This window comes from Knoellia sp. 3-2P3 (assembly GCF_029223115.1).
GTDB lineage: Bacteria > Actinomycetota > Actinomycetes > Actinomycetales > Dermatophilaceae > Pedococcus_A.
This window is the reverse complement of sequence record NZ_JARGZE010000002.1, coordinates 451,585-467,049: the sequence shown is the minus strand read 5'-3', so window position 1 is coordinate 467,049 and position 15,465 is coordinate 451,585. Positions and strand designations below refer to the sequence as shown.

Sequence of the window (15,465 nt, the reverse complement as noted above, 5' to 3'; positions counted from 1 at the left end):
TGGGACCAGTCATGGCCGACCGAACGTACGACGTGGTGGTCGCGGGCGGCGGGCTCGCGGGGTCGGCGCTGGGAGGCGTGCTGGCGCGGTCGGGTCTCGGTGTCCTCCTGGTCGAGAAGGAGGGACGCTTCCGCGACCGCATCCGTGGCGAGCTGACCTTTCCCTGGGGACACTCCGAGGCCCTGCGCGTGGGACTGGGCGAGCCCCTCGAGCAGGTCGGCGTCGTGCCGTTGCCCGTGCTCGACTTCTACCAGGACGGACGGCGCGCGGACTCGCTGCGCTGGGAGACGGTCTCGATCGACGCCCTGCCCGCCGTGGGGTTCTCCCACCCGCGGCTGCAGGAGGTGGTGCTGGCCTGGGCCGAGTCGCAGGGCGCGACCGTGCTGCGGTCGGCGAAGGTCGTCGGCGTCCATGACGGCGACAGCCCCACGGTGTCGGTCGTCAGCGACGGGCGTGCCGTGGACGTCCGGGCGAGGCTCGCCGTCGGTGCCGACGGGAAGAGGTCGGGCGCCCGGCGGTGGTTGGGGGCGGACACCGTGACCGACCCTGAGCACCACTGGTTCGGCGGCCTCCTCGTGTCGGGCGCACGCTGGGACGACAGCATCGCGTGGGCCACCACACCGTCCGGGGCAGTGGCGTGGTTCGCCAACGGTGCCGACTCGTGCCGCCTCTACGTCCGGCTGACGGCCGAGCAGGTTCGCGCGAAGGGGGTTGGACACGATGCCGAGGCGTTCCTGTCGTTCGCCTCGACGTTCATGCCGGAGGGGACGCTGGACGGCGCGCATGCGGCGGGCCCGGTGGGCTTCTTCCCGAACAGCTGCACCTGGTCGAGCCGGATCGCTCTCGGGCACCTGGTGCTGGTGGGAGACGCGGCGGGGGCGGTGGACCCCACCCAGGGACTCGGCACGTCCCTGCTGTTCAGGGACGTCCGCGCCTTGAGCGAGCTGCTCCTGGCGGACGGGGACTGGGTTCGGGCGACGACCGAGTACGAGCGGCAACGGCAGGCGTACTACGACGTGCTGCGTGCCTACGACCGGTGGTGCGCGCTCCTGGAGGCGGAAGTGGGACCGGAGGCCGACCGGCGGCGGGAGCGCAACGCCGCCGCCCGTGAGGCGGATCCCACACTAGGCGGGTTCGCCACCATCGAGGCCCGCGGGCCGGACGGGCTGGTCCCGGACGAGACGGCGCGCCGGGTCTACTTCGGCGAGTAGGCCGGCCGCAGGAGTGGCCTACGCCAACCTGCCCTTGACACGACCTCAGGGCGGCGAGTCCATGGGAGGACCGAGAGAAGGAGCTGACGATGTACGGCTACACGATGCGGGTCGCGCAGGACATCGGCACGTACCAGGCCATGCACCAGGCGGTGGTGGACCTCATGGGCGACAACCGCGACGGGCTGATCCTCCACATGGCCGCACCGTCCGCCAACGGTTTCGAGGTGACCGAGGTGTGGCGCTCGAAGGATCTCCTGGACGCGTTCAACCGTGACATCCTGCCCGCCGCCATGCAGAGAGCCGGGGTGACGATGGACCCGGCGGATGTGCAGGTCACCGAGTTCGACCCGGTGGTGGTCATCACGCCGGGGGCCTACAGCTCCGACACCTAGGAGCACCGGCTGTGGGACGATGCGGCACGTGGGCACCAGCACCGCCGAGTCGCAGCGACTGCGTGACCTCGCGCTGCTTCGCCGGGTCCGCGACCGCATCGACCGGGAGTACGCGCAGCCGCTGGACGTCGAGGCGCTGGCCCGAGGCGTGAACATCTCGGCCGGGCACCTCAGCCGCCAGTTCCGGGCCGCCTACGGGGAGTCGCCGTACTCCTACCTGATGACCCGGCGCATCGAGCGCGCGATGGCGCTCCTGCGCCGGGGCGACCTCACCGTCACCGAGGTGTGCTTCGCCGTCGGCTGTGCCTCGCTGGGCACGTTCAGCACCCGGTTCACCGAGCTGGTGGGTATGCCGCCCAGCACCTACCGGGCCCTGGCCGCCGGTGGAGCGGCCGGGATGCCGGCATGTGTGGCGAAGCAGGTCACCCGACCGGTCAGGAATCGAGAAGCGCCGATGCCTCTCTCGCACCTAGCGTGAGACCCATGGACATCACCATCAGCTCGGCCTTCCTGCCGCACGATGACCCGGAGGCCTCGCTCGCCTTCTACCGTGACGCACTCGGCTTCGAGGTCCGGGGTGACGTCGGCAGGGGCACGATGCGCTGGATCACCGTCGGTCCGGTCGGCCAGCCCGGAACGAGCATCGTGCTGTACCCGCCGGGGGCCGACCCGGGCGTCACCGAGGCGGAGCGCCGCACCATCGCCGAGATGATGGCCAAGGGCACCTACGGCATGATCGTGCTGGCGACCAGGGACCTCGACGGCACGTTCGAGAAGCTGCAGGCCGGTGACGCCGAGGTGGTCCAGGAACCCACGGAGCAGCCGTACGGCATCCGCGACTGCGCCTTCCGCGACCCGGCCGGGAACATGGTCCGCATCAACGAGGTGCGCTGACGGTGGTGAGCGCGCCGGCGCGTGACCGAGCGACCCGCAAGGCCGACACGCTGGCGATGCTGGCGACACCCGCGATCGACGTGTGGGTCGCCACGGCGTCTGCCGCGGGCATCCCGCACCTCGTCCCGCTGTCGCTGGCCTGGGTAGGGGAGCGGGTGGTGGTCGCGGTCGAGGCGACGTCGGTCACCGCACGCAACCTGACCACCTCGGGCACGGCTCGACTCGCGGTCGGGCCGACGCGCGACGTGGTCGCGATCGACGTCGTGCTCGAGCGGTCGGTCGACGTCGCGGCCGACGACCCCGTCGGCGAGGCCTACGTCGCGCAGGCCGACTGGGACCCACGGACGAGCCAGGGCTACGTCTTCCTGGTGTTGCGGCCGACCCGCATGCAGGCCTGGCGCGAGGCCAACGAGATCGCCGGCCGCACCCTCATGCGCGACGGCACCTGGCTGGTGTGACGCGACCTGGTCTCACCTGGGGCTGGAGGGGCAGGGCGTGGTCGTGTCGCGCGCGCCTGTCGGGGGCCGGTCCGCCATGAGATCGCGCGCTCGCTCGCGGGACAGGTTCCACTCGAGCCAGTCGTCGTCACCCAGCGGCTCGACGCCGCGGGTGGCACAGGTGAACTGCTCGTCGGGAAGGTCGACCAGGGCCGGGTAGGCGTCCGCCGACAGGTCGCCCAGGTACTCCCAGTCGATGCCGACGGGGGCGTCGGCACGGGCGATGTTGTGCTCAGCGACGTAGAGGTCGGGGTTGAGCAGGGCCAGCCCGAGCAGCCCGACCGCTCCCAGCCGGACCGCGACCGGGACCAGCCACCCGCGCGCGCCCACAACGCCTGCGAGGATGACGAGCAGGACGACGACCCCCAGCCAGCCCTCGAAGACGGACACCAGCAGGCGCAGCCTGGTGAAACCGTAGGCCTCCTCGTACAGGTGCATCCGGTGGAGCGCCGAGACGACCACCACGAGCGTCATGACGCACAGCGCCCCGAGGGCCAGGTCGCGTCGGTGCCCGGGCGAGGCCTTGCGCGCTGCCCACGCCACGACGGTGAGCGTGAGGATCGTCGCGACGGTGAGCTGGCCGAAGCCCTCGTGCACGTACTCCGCGTAGGTGAGGCCCGTGGTCCGCTGCAGGTAGTCGTGGCCGCCGAACAGGACGGTCGCCTGCGCGACGAGGAACGCCAGGAAGACCGCATCCACGACGAGCACCGGGGCCAGCCACTCGAACTCGTTGCGGCTGCCGGACGACGGCAGCCGCAGGCGCTCGACGGCGGGCGGGGCGAGGGCCACGAAGGCCGCCGCCAGGGTGCCTGCGCCGATGAAGACGGCGAGGAGGACACGCGCCGGCAGGTCGTTCCAGGTGATGTCGGGCGTGACGGCGTCCACCCAGGACGCGAACAGCGCGTCGGCAGAGGCGAACAGGGCGCCGAAGACCAGGAGCAGGACGGCCGAGATGACGGCGGTGCGGGCTGCCGGCAGCCATGCCTGCACGCTGCCGTGCGGCTTGAGGGTGCGACGGAGCCAGGGGAGCCCGCGCAGTGCTGCCAGCGGCACGGCGACGGCGGTACCGAGCAGCGCGAGGACCGAGGAGGCCCGGGTGGAGCTCGCCGCCGTCAACGCCAGAGCGGCGAGGAGGCACAGCATGGTGATCCACTCCGCATCGCGGACGAACAGCGGTACGAGCAGCAGCCCCACCACGACGGCATCGACGGCCTGCAGGCGCGTCCAGCGACGTCGGGCAGTCCGCGTCGTCGCGGCGACGAAGACCGTGCCGGCCACGACGGCGAACACCAGGGCAGTCCCCAGGCCGGGACTGCGATCGGGCAGCACAGTGGCTGCGAGCGCACCTGCCGCTGCGGCCGCGGCGACGATGCCGGGACGACGGCGGGGGGCGTCGGGCCAGTACGCGGCCAGGCCGGCGTGGGGAGGCCCCGTCGGGGTCTCGGGGGCCGGGGCCGGTGGGGTGAACGTGCTCACGACGGGCTCCTTCCGCGTGGCCGGCCGGGGCGCCTCGGCCGGCAGCATCACCTCGATGCGGCAGCCGCGGTCGGTGTCGGCGACGGCGATGCTGCCGCCGTGCAGCTGGGCGACCCAGCGGGAGATGGCCAGGCCGAGCCCGGTGCCGCTGCTCTGCGCGGCGCTCGTCGTGAACCGCTCGAAGACGGCGTTGCGGTCGGACGCGGCGATGCCCGGCCCCTCGTCGGAGACGGAGAGCAGCACCTCGTCACCGTGGCGAGCGGCGCTGATCGTCACCTCCCCATCGGTCGGGCTGTGGCGGGCGGCGTTGTCGAGCAGGTTGGCGAGCAGCTGGTGCAGCCGGTCGGGGTCTGCCTCCACCGTGAGGGTGTGCGGCCTGACGTCGACCGCGTAGTGCACGCCGTCGGTGCGCGCCTGGGCGACGGCGTCGTCGAAGATGTCGGCGAGCCGAATCTCCTTGACCCGCAACGGGGTCACGCCCTCCTCGACGCGGGAGAGGTCGAGCAGGTCGCCCACCAGCCGCCCCAGCCGCTCGGTCTGGGCGAGGGCGGTGCGCAGCTCCGCGGGTCCCGGGCTGGACACCCCGTCGACGAGGTTCTCCAGCACCGCCTGCAGCGCGGAGATGGGGGTGCGCAGCTCGTGCGACACGTTGGCCACCAGGTCGCGCCGGTGCCGGTCCACCATCTCCAGCGTCGCCGCCGTGCGGTTGAAGGCCCGGGCGAGCTCGCCGACCTCGTCACGCGAGGAGGTGTGCACCCGCTGCGAGTAGTCACCCTGCGCCATCCGCTGCGCGGCGACCGTCATCTCGCGCAGGGGTGACGTCATGCCCTTGGCCAGCACCTGCGTCACGACCAGTGCCGCCGCGACGGCGACTGGCACGGTGGCCCACGGCGAGACGCCGAGCCGGGTGCCGATGACCGCCAGCACGGAGGCGACCACGATCGTGACGGCGACCAGCAGACCCAGCTTCGTCCTGATGGAGCGGACCCGGTCGAGGGGGCGCACGTCGTACCTCATGACCGACGCTCCGCGGCATACCCGGTCTCCAGCGCGTAGCCGACACCGTGGACGGTGCGCACCCGGTCTGCGCCGATCTTGCGCCGCAGCGACTTCACGTGGCTGTCGACGGTGCGGGTGCCGGAGGCGTCGGCCCAGCCCCAGACCTGCGCCAGGAGCAGCTCCCGTGTGAGCACTGTCCCCGGCCGGGCGGCGAGGCAGGACAGCAGGTCGAACTCGGTCGGCGTGAGGTGCACCTCGTCGGTGTCGGACCAGACCCGGCGGGACGGGCCGTCGATGCGCAGGCCGCCCACCCGGACGTCGGGGGCCGTGACGGTCATGGAGCGGGCGCGCTCGACGCGGCGGAGCAGCGCCCGGATGCGCGCGACCAGCTCCCGCATGGAGAACGGCTTGGTCATGTAGTCGTCCGCGCCCACGCCGAGCCCGACGAGGAGGTCGATCTCGTCGTCGCGGGCGGTGAGCATGAGCACGGGCACCGGATGGTCCGCCTGGAGGCGCCGGCACACCTCGTGCCCGTCGAGGCCGGGAAGCATGACGTCGAGCACCACCAGCTCTGGGTCCCACGCGGCGGCACGTTCGAGGGCGATGAGGCCGTCGTGCACCTGGTCGACCTCGAAGCCCTCGGCCTCCAGGCGGGCGGCGACGGCCTCGGCGATGGTGCGCTCGTCCTCGACGACCAGGACACGGGGCTTGTGGCTCACCCTTGGAGCGTAGGAGAGAGCCGGGGAGGGAGCGGCGCAGATGGTGTGAAGGTTCTGTGCAGATCTCGCAGAGCGCGCAGCCGGGCGCCGGGCCCTACGGTGGCGGGATGGAGTTCAGGTACCTCGGACACAGCGGCCTCAAGATCTCGGAGATCACCTACGGAAACTGGCTCACCCACGGCTCCCAGGTGGAGAACGAGACCGCCACCCAGTGCGTGAGAGCAGCACTCGACGCGGGCATCTCGACCTTCGACACCGCGGACGCGTACGCCAACACGGCAGCCGAGACGGTGCTCGGCGAGGCGCTGAAGGGGGAGCGCCGGGAGTCGCTCGAGATCTTCACCAAGGTCTACTGGCCCACTGGGCCCAAGGGCAAGAACGACACCGGCCTCTCGCGCAAGCACGTCATGGAGTCCATCCACGGCTCCCTCCAGCGGCTGCAGACCGACTACGTCGACCTCTACCAGGCCCACCGCTTCGACACGGAGACGCCGCTGGAGGAGACCATGCAGGCGTTCGCCGACATCGTCCGACAGGGCAAGGCGCTCTACATCGGTGTCAGCGAGTGGACGGCCGACCAGATCCGCGCCGGTGTCGAGCTCAGCCGACAGCTCGGCTTCCAGCTCGTCTCGAACCAGCCGCAGTACTCGATGCTGTGGCGCGTGATCGAGGGCGAGGTCGTGCCGGCCTCGAAGGAGCTGGGCGTGTCGCAGATCGTCTGGTCACCCATCGGGCAGGGCGTGCTCACGGGCAAGTACCGCCCCGGCGAGCAGCCGCCGGAGGGGTCCCGCGCCACCGACGAGAAGGGCGGCGCCGACATGATCTCCCGGTTCATGCGCGACGACGTCCTCACTGGGGTGCAGCAGCTGCAGCCGGTCGCCGACGAGCTGGGGCTCTCGATGGCCCAGCTGGCCGTCGCATGGGTGCTGCAGAACGACAACGTGGCCTCGGCGATCATCGGTGCGTCGCGTCCGGAGCAGGTCAGCGAGAACGTCAAGGCCGCCGGGGTGACCATTCCCGACGAGCTCATGGCGAAGATCGACGACGCACTCGGAGACGTCGTCGAGCGCGACCCGGGCCGGACCGCGGAGAACGCGCCCGCCCGGCGTCCTGTCTGAGGGAGAACGCGAGAGCCCCGGTCACCTCAGGGGTGACCGGGGCCGTGCGCGTCAGGGCAGGTCGGACCTCAGCGCAGGTCGAACCGGTCGAGGTCCATGACCTTGACCCACGCCGCGACGAAGTCCTTGACGAACTTCTCCTTGGCGTCGTCCTCGGCGTAGACCTCGGCGATCGCGCGCAGCTGCGAGTTCGAGCCGAAGACGAGGTCGACGGCAGTGGCCGTGCGGGTGACCTCGCCGGTGGAGCGGTCGCGGCCCTCGTAGACGTTCTCGGTGTCGGTCGAGACCTTCCACTCCGTGCCCATGTCGAGCAGGTTCACGAAGAAGTCGGTGCTCAGCACGCCGGGGCGATCGGTGAAGACCCCGTGCTGAGCCCCACCGTGGTTGGTGCCGAGAGCCCGCATGCCGCCGACGAGCACGGTCATCTCGGGGGCGGTGAGGGACAGCAGGTTCGCCCGGTCGAGCAGCAGCGTCTCCGGCGGCAGCTTCTCGCCTGCCCGCAGGTAGTTGCGGAACCCGTCCGCGCGGGGCTCCATCACCGAGAACGACTGCACGTCGGTCTGCTCCTGCGTGGCGTCCGTGCGCCCGGGGGCGAACGGCACCTCGACCTCGACGCCGGCGGCCCGGGCGGCCTGCTCGACCGCGGCGGAGCCACCGAGCACGATCAGGTCGGCCAGCGAGACCCGCTTGCCGCCGGTCTGCGCGCTGTTGAACTCCTGCTGGAGCTGCTCCAGTCGCTCGATGACCGGTCCCGTGCCCGCGTTGACCTCCCAGTCCTTCTGCGGTGCCAGGCGGATCCGCGCGCCGTTGGCTCCACCCCGCTTGTCGGTGTCGCGGTAGCTGGCGGCAGCGGCCCACGCCGTGGAGACGAGGTCGGAGAGGGAGATGCCGGAGTCGAGGATGGTGCGCTTGAGCGACGCGATGTCCTCGGCCCCGATGAGCTCGTGGTCGACCGGCGGCACCGGGTCCTGCCAGAGCTGCGGCTCCGGCACCCAGGGGCCGAGGTAGCGCGAGACCGGGCCCATGTCGCGGTGGAGCAGCTTGTACCAGGCCTTGGCGAAGGCCAGCGCGAACTCGTCCGGGTTCTCGTAGAAGCGGCGCGAGATCTTCTCGTATTCCGGGTCGAGCCGGAGCGCGAGGTCGGTGGTGAGCATGGTCGGACGGTGCTTCTTCTCCGGGTCGAAGGCGTCGGGCACGGTGGCCTCGGCCTCCTTGGCGACCCACTGGTGCGCACCCGCCGGGCTCTTGACGAGCTCGTAGTCGTAGCGGAAGAGGTTCTCGAAGAAGCCCATGCCCCAACGGGTGGGCGTGTTCGACCACGTCACCTCGAGGCCGCTGGTGATCGTGTCGGCGCCCTTGCCGGAGCGGTAGGTGCTGTGCCAGCCCAGGCCCTGCTCCTCCACCGGGGCGGCCTCCGGCTCGGGGCCCACGTTGTCGGCCGGGCCGGCGCCGTGGGTCTTGCCGAACGAGTGGCCACCGGCGATGAGGGCGACGGTCTCCTCGTCGTTCATCGCCATCCGGCGGAAGGTCTCGCGGATGTCGCGGGCCGCCGCGATCGGGTCGGGGTTGCCGTTGGGGCCCTCGGGGTTGACGTAGATCAGGCCCATCTGCACCGCGCCCAGCGGGCCGGACAGCTCTCGGTCGCCGCTGTAGCGCTCGTCGCCGAGCCAGGCGTCCTCGGGGCCCCAGAAGATCTCCTCGGGCTCCCAGATGTCCTCACGGCCGAAGCCGAAGCCGAAGGTCTTGAAGCCCATAGACTCCAGGGCGACGTTGCCCGCGAGCACCAGGAGGTCGGCCCAGGAGATCTTCTGGCCGTACTTCTTCTTGACCGGCCAGAGCAGTCGGCGGGCCTTGTCGAGGTTGGCGTTGTCGGGCCAGCTGTTGAGCGGGGCGAAGCGCTGGGAGCCGTCACCGGCGCCACCACGGCCGTCCTCGATGCGGTAGGTGCCGGCAGCGTGCCAGCTCAGCCGGATGAACAGGCCTCCGTAGTGGCCGAAGTCGGCCGGCCACCAGTCCTGCGAGGTGGTCATCACGTCGATGAGGTCCTGCTTCAGGGCCTCGACGTCGAGGCCCTGGAACGCCTCGGCGTAGTCGAAGCCCCCACCCAGGGGGTTGGCGTAGGGGGAGTGCTGGTGGAGCACCTGGAGGTTGAGCTGGTTCGGCCACCAGTCCCTGTTGCTGTGCGGCCGCCGATCCGTCTTCGGTTCGGGGGCGGGGATTACCGGGTTCTCGCTCTCGCTGCCGTGTTCGACCACGTGAGTCCATCTCCTTCATTGTGGGGTGGGGGCTGGGTTGGTGGCGCGGTCAGCGTGTGGCGGTTGCTGTCGCGCACTCGGGGCACAGGCCCCAGTAGGTGACCTCGGCCTCGTCGATGGCGAAGCCGTGGTCGTCCGAGGCGGTGAGGCAGGGGGTGTGGCCGACGGCGCAGTCGACGTCGGCGATGGTGCCGCACACGCGGCATACGACGTGGTGGTGGTTGTCGCCCACGCGCGCCTCGTAACGGGCGACGGACCCGGCCGGCTGGATGCGGCGCACCAGCCCCGCCGCGGACAGGGCTCGCAGCACGTCGTAGACGGCCTGGTGGGAGACTCCGGGCAGCTCGTCGCGCACGGCGCCGATGATGGAGTCGGTGTCGGCGTGCGGGTGCTCGCGCACGGCGGCGAGCACGGCCAGGCGGGGGCGGGTCACACGGAGGTCTGCGCCGCGCAGGATGCGCTCGAGGTCCGTGGTCGTGGGCACGCCTGCAGTCTGATGCATTTTCTGGAATGAATCAAGAACTCAGACGGGTATGCCGCGGGGCTCGGCGCGGTGACGGGTGCCGGCTACGCCGGCCGGGCGTAGGAGGGTGATGCGCCGAAGTCGACCACGACACAGGGCTCGTCGCCCACGACCCACGCGTCATGGCCCGGCTCGGCCCGGACGACCTCGTTGGGTCCGGCCTCGCCCTCGGTGCCGTCGTTCATGCGCAGGTGCATCCGGCCCGAGAGGACGTAGAGCAGGTGGGGCGACTGGCAGCTGTCGGTGCCCGCCAGCGGGCGGACGTGCTCCGACCAGCGCCACCCCGGCTCGAAGCGTCCTTTCAGGACGGTGCTGCCGGCCAGGGTGACGACCTCTGCCGCGCCCTTGTCCGTGAAGGGGCGCACCTCCTCCGGAGAGTCGAAGCTCCTCGACTCGAGTCCTCCCATGACAGCCTCCTCGATCGCCTCTGACTCGAACCTAGGCCCGCCGGGCCGGGCAGCCGATGGCTCGTCGGGACCACATTTCCCGGGCCGGGGCCAGCCATCTCGGGTGGATGCCTGGTGAAGTCCCCGGCTCGACCGGGCCAGGAGGCGTAGGGTCGGCGGCAGGGGTGAGGGGCCTGCACCAACCGATCACGAGGAGTGCCCCATGACCGCCTTCACCGTCTGGAAGTTCGAGTCGCCCGACGGCGCGGAGCGGGCCGTCCACGTGCTCGCCGATGCCGCCGCCGAGGGAATGGTCAAGATCCTCGACCACGCCGTGGTGTCGTGGCCGGAAGGTGCGTCGCGGCCCACGACGCGGCACAGCCACGACGAGGCGGTCCGCGGCACGGGCTGGGGCGCCTTCTGGGGCGTGCTGGTCGGCGCGCTCTTCTTCGTGCCCGTCGTCGGCGGTGTCGTGGGCGCTGCCATCGGCGCGATCAGCAAGGCCACCGAGGGCACCGGCATCACCAAGGAGCAGCTGGAGACGATCCGCACCGAGGTGACCGAGGGGACCTCTGCCCTCTTCGTGGTCACCGACGAGGGCGACCTCGACCGGCTGGGCGACCGGTTCCGCGGGGTGTCCAAGAAGCTGGTCGCGACGAACCTCACCGACGCCGAGCGCGCCGTCCTGCTCGAGACCTTCGGCGGTCGTTGACCGTTGGCCGACGGTGTCGACGGGCACCGGCGTGCGCGAGCCGCCCGTGGGACGGTCCGGTCGCTGTCAGGCAGACCGTGGCGCCAGAGGCCAGGGCCTACTGGGTGCCAGCTGCTCGACGGCTGCGGCCACGTTGAAGACGGTCTGCTCGTCCAGCGGTTGACCCACGACTTGGATGCTGGTCGGAACGCCGTTGCTGGCAAGACCGCTGGGCAAGGCCAGCACGGGACACCGGTTCGCGACGTTGAACGGGCTGGTGAGGTGCGACTCCCAGTAGTGGGCGAGCCGCGTGTCGCCGACAATCAGGCCGTCGAGGTAGTCGCCGTCTGCGCTGAGGGCGGTCACGGCGTTCGTGGGGCAGATGAGGACGTCGACGTCCGCCATGGCTGCAGCCAGCTCGGCCTGCATGGCGGCGTCCATGGCCAGTGAGTCGACGAGGCTGTCCCGCTGCCTCGCCCGTCGGGCGTCGGCGATGAACCGCTGCGTGTACGGGGCGAGCCTCTCCACGTCGCCGGACTCCCGCTCCAGGGCAGGGCCGAGAATGTGACCGAAGTGGGCGAAGATCGTGCGGATGACACGGTCCGTCGTCCACGGCAGGTCGATGGGCACGATGGTGGCGCCCGCGTGCTCCAGCCGGGCGACCACGTCGAGCGTGGCCGCCTCGACGTCCGGCTCCACGGGGTAGTCGCCCAGCCGGACGGAAAGACCCACCCGGACTCGCGACAGGTTGGCCGCCGCGTTGTTCGCCACCATGACGGGCTCGCCGTGGGCCCCCCATGACTGGTGGTCCACTGGGTGCCTTCCAGACATGACCCCTGCCAGCAGTGCGGTGTCCGCAACCGTTCGAGCCATCGGGCCGTCACTGCGATACCAGTCCGCGCTCAGCGGCGGCTGACCGGGAATGCGCCCGTAGGGCGGCTTGTAGCCCACGGTTCCGGTGAAGCCGGCCGGCACCCGTGTCGAACCCGCGATGTCAGAGGCTGTCGCCAGGGTCGTCATGCCTGCGGCAAGGGCAGCCCCCGCGCCTCCCGACGAGCCGCCGGGCGTCGCCTTCAGATTCCACGGGTTGCGGGTCACACCCCACATCGGGCTGTGGGTCACTGTGGCGCAACTGAACTCTGGCGACGTGGTGCGGGCGTGTATGACACCGCCAGCCTGCTGGATCCGCTCCACGACCGGGTGATCTGTCGTGGCTGTGCGGCCGGCGTGCGCGCTCAGACCCTGTTCCAGCCTCCGCCCGGCGAGGGCGTGCTTCTCCTTGGTCGCCACAGGTACTCCCAGCAGCGGGGGCGTCGGCGCCCCGTCCCTGGCTGCGCGGAGGTAGGTCGCGGCCGCTTCCTTGGCTGCCACCCTGGCCTCGTCGGTGAGGGCCTCGGTGAAGGCGTTGATCCCGGTGTCACGTTCTCCATTGACCCGTTCGCTCTGGGCGACGACGGCGTCGAGCAGCTCGACTGGGGACAGCTCCAGCTTGCGGAAGGCGCGCAGAGCCGAGACGGCATCGAGATGCGCGAGGTCGCTCACGGTGTGCCGTCCTCTGCCCCGGCTGGTCCCTGCCCGTCCAGCTCCCCGTGGAGAAGCTCCCAGACCGCCGCGGTGAGGGCGTCGACGCCGATGGCCATCTGCTCGTCGCTGGACAGCTCGCGCTCGCAGTGGCTCACTCCGTCGATGGACGGGATGAACATCATCAGCGCCGGCACTATCCGGTTCATGGCCACCGAGTCGTGGCCAGCCATCGTGTTGATCCGGCGAACGCCGATGCCGAGCGATGCCGCTACCTTCTCGGTGACCTCGAGGCTGCGCTCGGGAAAGGCCTGGACCGGCCGCACGTCGAAGTCGGTGACTTCGATCGTCAGGGCGTGATCCTGTGCCACGCGGGCAATCCGCTCGCGCAGCAGCGCCCTTGCCTGCTCGACAACCGCAGGCGACGACGCGCGGATGTCGGCGACGAGGTGCACTCTGCGTGGGACGACGATCGGTGAGTTCGGCTCGAGGGTGAGGTGACCGACGGACGAGACGATTGATTCCGGCTCGAACTCCGTTGTGACGTCGTGCACGAGCACCACGACTTTGGACGCGGCGACGAGGGCGTCGCGGCGGTCGGCCATGGCGGTCGCCCCGGTGTGGGACTGCTCGCCGATGACCTCGATGTCCAGCTTCTGCGTGTACCAGCTGCGGTCAACGGCGCCGAGCTCGATGCCCTCGCGCTCCAGGATGCGACCCTGCTCGATGTGGATCTCGGCGTAGGCCGCTGGCGTCGGCCTCGGGTCGGTGCCCCGGTAGCCGATGGCGTCCAAGGCGTCGCGGACGGTCGTGCCATGCAGGTCGGTGACGCGGAGCATCGCCTCCTCGTCCATGAGCCCGGCGAAGACGGAGCTACCCATGATCGACGGGGCGAACCGGCCTCCCTCCTCGTTGAACCAGTTGACGACTGCGAGGTTGTACCCGGGAGCAGGCTCACCCCGACGGACACGGTCAGCGAGCCGGGCGGCTGCGTGCAGGGCCGCGATGACGCCGTAGGCGCCGTCGAACCGACCTCCGAGTGGCTGGCTGTCGAGGTGGGATCCGACGAGGACGAAGTCAGCCCCTGGAGTCCACTCGATGAGGGCGAACATGTTGCCGATCGTGTCGACCCGCACGGGCCATCCGCGGTCCGCGGCGAAGGCCGCAAACCAGTCGCGCGTCTGCTTGTCCTCCACTGTCGCGGCCTGGCGGTCGACGCCGCCGGCGGGGGTGGCTCCGATGGCAGCCACGTGGTGGAAGTCGGTGAGGAACGTCTGGGCGTCCATGGTCCTGGCTCTCAATCTCTGGTCGGCGGGGGTGTGGTGGCTGGGCGGGCGTCAGGCTGCGATGCCATCGGGTCGCTGGTGGGTCTCGGGGACCCGTGTGGCGACGAGCAGGACCAGGACGATCGCGGCGGCAGTGGCCATGTAGTAGCCGGGGGCGGACGCCACGTCGGTGCGACCGACAAGGTAGGTGCCGACGAAGGGTGCAGTGCCGCCGAAGAGCGCGTAGGCGACGTTGTAGCTCACCGCTGCTGAGGTGAACCGGGTGCGAGTGGTGAAGATCTCGACGAAGAAGGTGTAGCAACCGCCCCCGTAGGTGGTCAGGCAGAGCACGAAGAGCGCCTGTCCGAGGAGCGCGAGGGTCAGCGACCCGCTCGTGACCAGCATGAAGCAGGGCACCGCCAGCAGGGCGATCGCGAGCGAGCCCGCGACGAGCATGGGCTTGCGACCGACCCGGTCACTGATGACGCCCCCGATGGGCAGGAGCACGGCATACAGGAACATGGCTGCGGCGTTGGTGGCCAGTGACTCCTCCCTGCTGAGCCCTCCCGCGGTCTGGATGTAGGAGACGAAGTAGCCGGTGAGGAAGTAGAAGCCCATTGCGGTCAACCCCATGACGAGGATGACCTGCAGCATCCGGACCTTGTTCTCGCGGAATGCTTCGCGAACGGGGCTGTACTCGCGGTGGGCGCTCTGCTCGAGCACCTTCTTGAAGGCCGCGCTCTCCTCGGTGCGGCTCCGGATCCACAAGCCGAAGAAGGCCAGGGGCAGGGCGATGAGGAAGGGGATGCGCCAGCCCCAGCTGAGGAAGGCATCCTGGGACATCGACTGTGACAGGACGAGGATCAACGTCCCACCGACGACCGACGGCAGAGCGGTGGCGGCGAGGGTGATGTTGAGCCAGAAACCACGCCGGTGCAGTGGCGCGTGTTCGAACACGAAGGCCGGAGCCCCCACGGACTCCCCGCCGGCAGAGAAGCCCTGCACGAGGCGGCACAGGACGAGCAGAGCGGGCGCCGCCGCGCCGATGGTGGCGTAGGTCGGCAGGAGACCGATGAGGGTGGTCGCGCAGCCGATGGACAGCAGGGTGATGTAGAGGACGCTGCGGCGCCCGATGCGGTCGCCGAGCGCACCGAAGAACAGGCCGCCGAGAGGGCGGACCAGGAAGGCCACACCGAAGGTGGCGAACGTCGACAGCAGGCTCGCCAGCTCGTTCTGGCTCGGGAAGAAGAGGGTGGCGAGGGTCACGGCTGAGAGCGCGTAGAGCGTGAAGTCGTAGAACTCGATGAACTGCCCGACACTTCCGCCGGCGAGGACCCGGGTCTGAATGCCCGATCCTGTCCGGGCGGGCGCCGTCGGGGTGAGTCGTGCTGTGGTGGTCATGGGCAGCTCCCTCGGTGGAGGCGACCGTCGGGCCCGGAACATCCGGATCGGGCCGGCCCAGCGGTCCAAGGGAGGAAGGACGTGAGCCGTCGCGGGGTGCGTCCAATGCTGCGG

The 15,465-nt window shown here is 70.7% G+C and carries 15 protein-coding genes; 7 read left to right on the top strand and 8 right to left on the bottom strand.

What is annotated here, in order from left to right; translation table 11 throughout:
- Window positions 1-11 precede the first annotated feature (11 nt).
- The 5 genes from P0Y31_RS07655 to P0Y31_RS07635 all read left to right on the top strand — a co-directional run bounded on the left by P0Y31_RS07655 (window position 12) and on the right by P0Y31_RS07635 (window position 2,958).
- Window positions 12-1,211, top strand: a complete 1,200-nt coding sequence (locus P0Y31_RS07655) for an NAD(P)/FAD-dependent oxidoreductase (protein WP_275867998.1) — start codon at window positions 12-14, stop codon at window positions 1,209-1,211.
- Between the two features lie 89 nt (window positions 1,212-1,300).
- Window positions 1,301-1,606 carry a hypothetical protein gene (locus P0Y31_RS07650; protein WP_275867995.1) on the top strand — a complete coding sequence of 102 codons (306 nt, stop codon included), beginning with the start codon at window positions 1,301-1,303 and terminating at the stop codon, window positions 1,604-1,606.
- Between the two features lie 19 nt (window positions 1,607-1,625).
- Complete coding sequence (locus P0Y31_RS07645) at window positions 1,626-2,084, top strand: helix-turn-helix transcriptional regulator (protein ID WP_275867993.1); 459 nt, start codon at window positions 1,626-1,628, stop codon at window positions 2,082-2,084.
- Window positions 2,085-2,089: 5 nt separating this feature from the next.
- On the top strand, window positions 2,090-2,500 hold the full coding sequence (locus P0Y31_RS07640; protein WP_275867990.1) for a VOC family protein: 411 nt from the start codon (window positions 2,090-2,092) through the stop codon (window positions 2,498-2,500).
- Between the two features lie 5 nt (window positions 2,501-2,505).
- Window positions 2,506-2,958, top strand: coding sequence for a pyridoxamine 5'-phosphate oxidase family protein (locus P0Y31_RS07635; protein ID WP_275867988.1), 453 nt, complete (start codon window positions 2,506-2,508; stop codon window positions 2,956-2,958).
- A gap of 12 nt (window positions 2,959-2,970) precedes the next feature.
- On the opposite strand, the gene P0Y31_RS07630 is transcribed toward P0Y31_RS07635, so the two are convergent.
- Entirely contained in the window at window positions 2,971-5,490 is a 2,520-nt protein-coding gene (locus P0Y31_RS07630) for a DUF4153 domain-containing protein (RefSeq protein WP_275867986.1), read from the bottom strand.
- A complete protein-coding gene (locus P0Y31_RS07625; RefSeq protein ID WP_275867983.1) occupies window positions 5,487-6,191 on the bottom strand; it encodes a response regulator transcription factor in 705 nt (234 codons plus the stop codon). The genes P0Y31_RS07630 and P0Y31_RS07625 overlap by 4 nt, the downstream gene beginning before the upstream one ends.
- Window positions 6,192-6,298: 107 nt before the next feature.
- On the opposite strand from P0Y31_RS07625, the gene P0Y31_RS07620 reads away from it, so the two are divergent.
- Complete coding sequence (locus P0Y31_RS07620; protein WP_275867980.1) at window positions 6,299-7,309, top strand: aldo/keto reductase family protein; 1,011 nt, start codon at window positions 6,299-6,301, stop codon at window positions 7,307-7,309.
- 68 nt (window positions 7,310-7,377) lie between these two features.
- On the opposite strand, the gene katG is transcribed toward P0Y31_RS07620, so the two are convergent.
- The 3 genes from katG to P0Y31_RS07605 form a co-directional block, all read right to left on the bottom strand.
- The gene (gene katG / locus P0Y31_RS07615) at window positions 7,378-9,564 is read right to left on the bottom strand and encodes a catalase/peroxidase HPI (RefSeq protein WP_275867977.1); all 2,187 of its coding nucleotides are present in this window, start codon (window positions 9,562-9,564) and stop codon (window positions 7,378-7,380) included.
- Window positions 9,565-9,613: 49 nt separating this feature from the next.
- Window positions 9,614-10,066, bottom strand: a complete 453-nt coding sequence (locus tag P0Y31_RS07610; RefSeq protein WP_275867974.1) for a Fur family transcriptional regulator — start codon at window positions 10,064-10,066, stop codon at window positions 9,614-9,616.
- A gap of 65 nt (window positions 10,067-10,131) precedes the next feature.
- Window positions 10,132-10,494, bottom strand: coding sequence for a cupin domain-containing protein (locus tag P0Y31_RS07605; protein ID WP_275803176.1), 363 nt, complete (start codon window positions 10,492-10,494; stop codon window positions 10,132-10,134).
- 202 nt (window positions 10,495-10,696) lie between these two features.
- Between P0Y31_RS07605 and P0Y31_RS07600 the strand changes: the two genes are divergently transcribed.
- Window positions 10,697-11,185: a DUF1269 domain-containing protein gene (locus P0Y31_RS07600; RefSeq protein WP_275867972.1), complete on the top strand. Its 489-nt coding sequence runs from the start codon at window positions 10,697-10,699 to the stop codon at window positions 11,183-11,185.
- 66 nt (window positions 11,186-11,251) lie between these two features.
- On the opposite strand, the gene P0Y31_RS07595 is transcribed toward P0Y31_RS07600, so the two are convergent.
- The 3 genes from P0Y31_RS07595 to P0Y31_RS07585 are packed head-to-tail and all read right to left on the bottom strand — an operon-like array spanning window position 11,252 to window position 15,351.
- The gene (locus tag P0Y31_RS07595) at window positions 11,252-12,706 is read right to left on the bottom strand and encodes an amidase (protein ID WP_275867970.1); all 1,455 of its coding nucleotides are present in this window, start codon (window positions 12,704-12,706) and stop codon (window positions 11,252-11,254) included.
- Window positions 12,703-13,971 carry a M20 family metallo-hydrolase gene (locus tag P0Y31_RS07590; protein ID WP_275867968.1) on the bottom strand — a complete coding sequence of 423 codons (1,269 nt, stop codon included), beginning with the start codon at window positions 13,969-13,971 and terminating at the stop codon, window positions 12,703-12,705. Before P0Y31_RS07590 ends, P0Y31_RS07595 begins: the two co-directional genes overlap by 4 nt.
- 51 nt (window positions 13,972-14,022) lie before the next feature.
- Window positions 14,023-15,351: an MFS transporter gene (locus tag P0Y31_RS07585; RefSeq protein ID WP_275867965.1), complete on the bottom strand. Its 1,329-nt coding sequence runs from the start codon at window positions 15,349-15,351 to the stop codon at window positions 14,023-14,025.
- Between the last annotated feature and the right edge of the window lie 114 nt (window positions 15,352-15,465).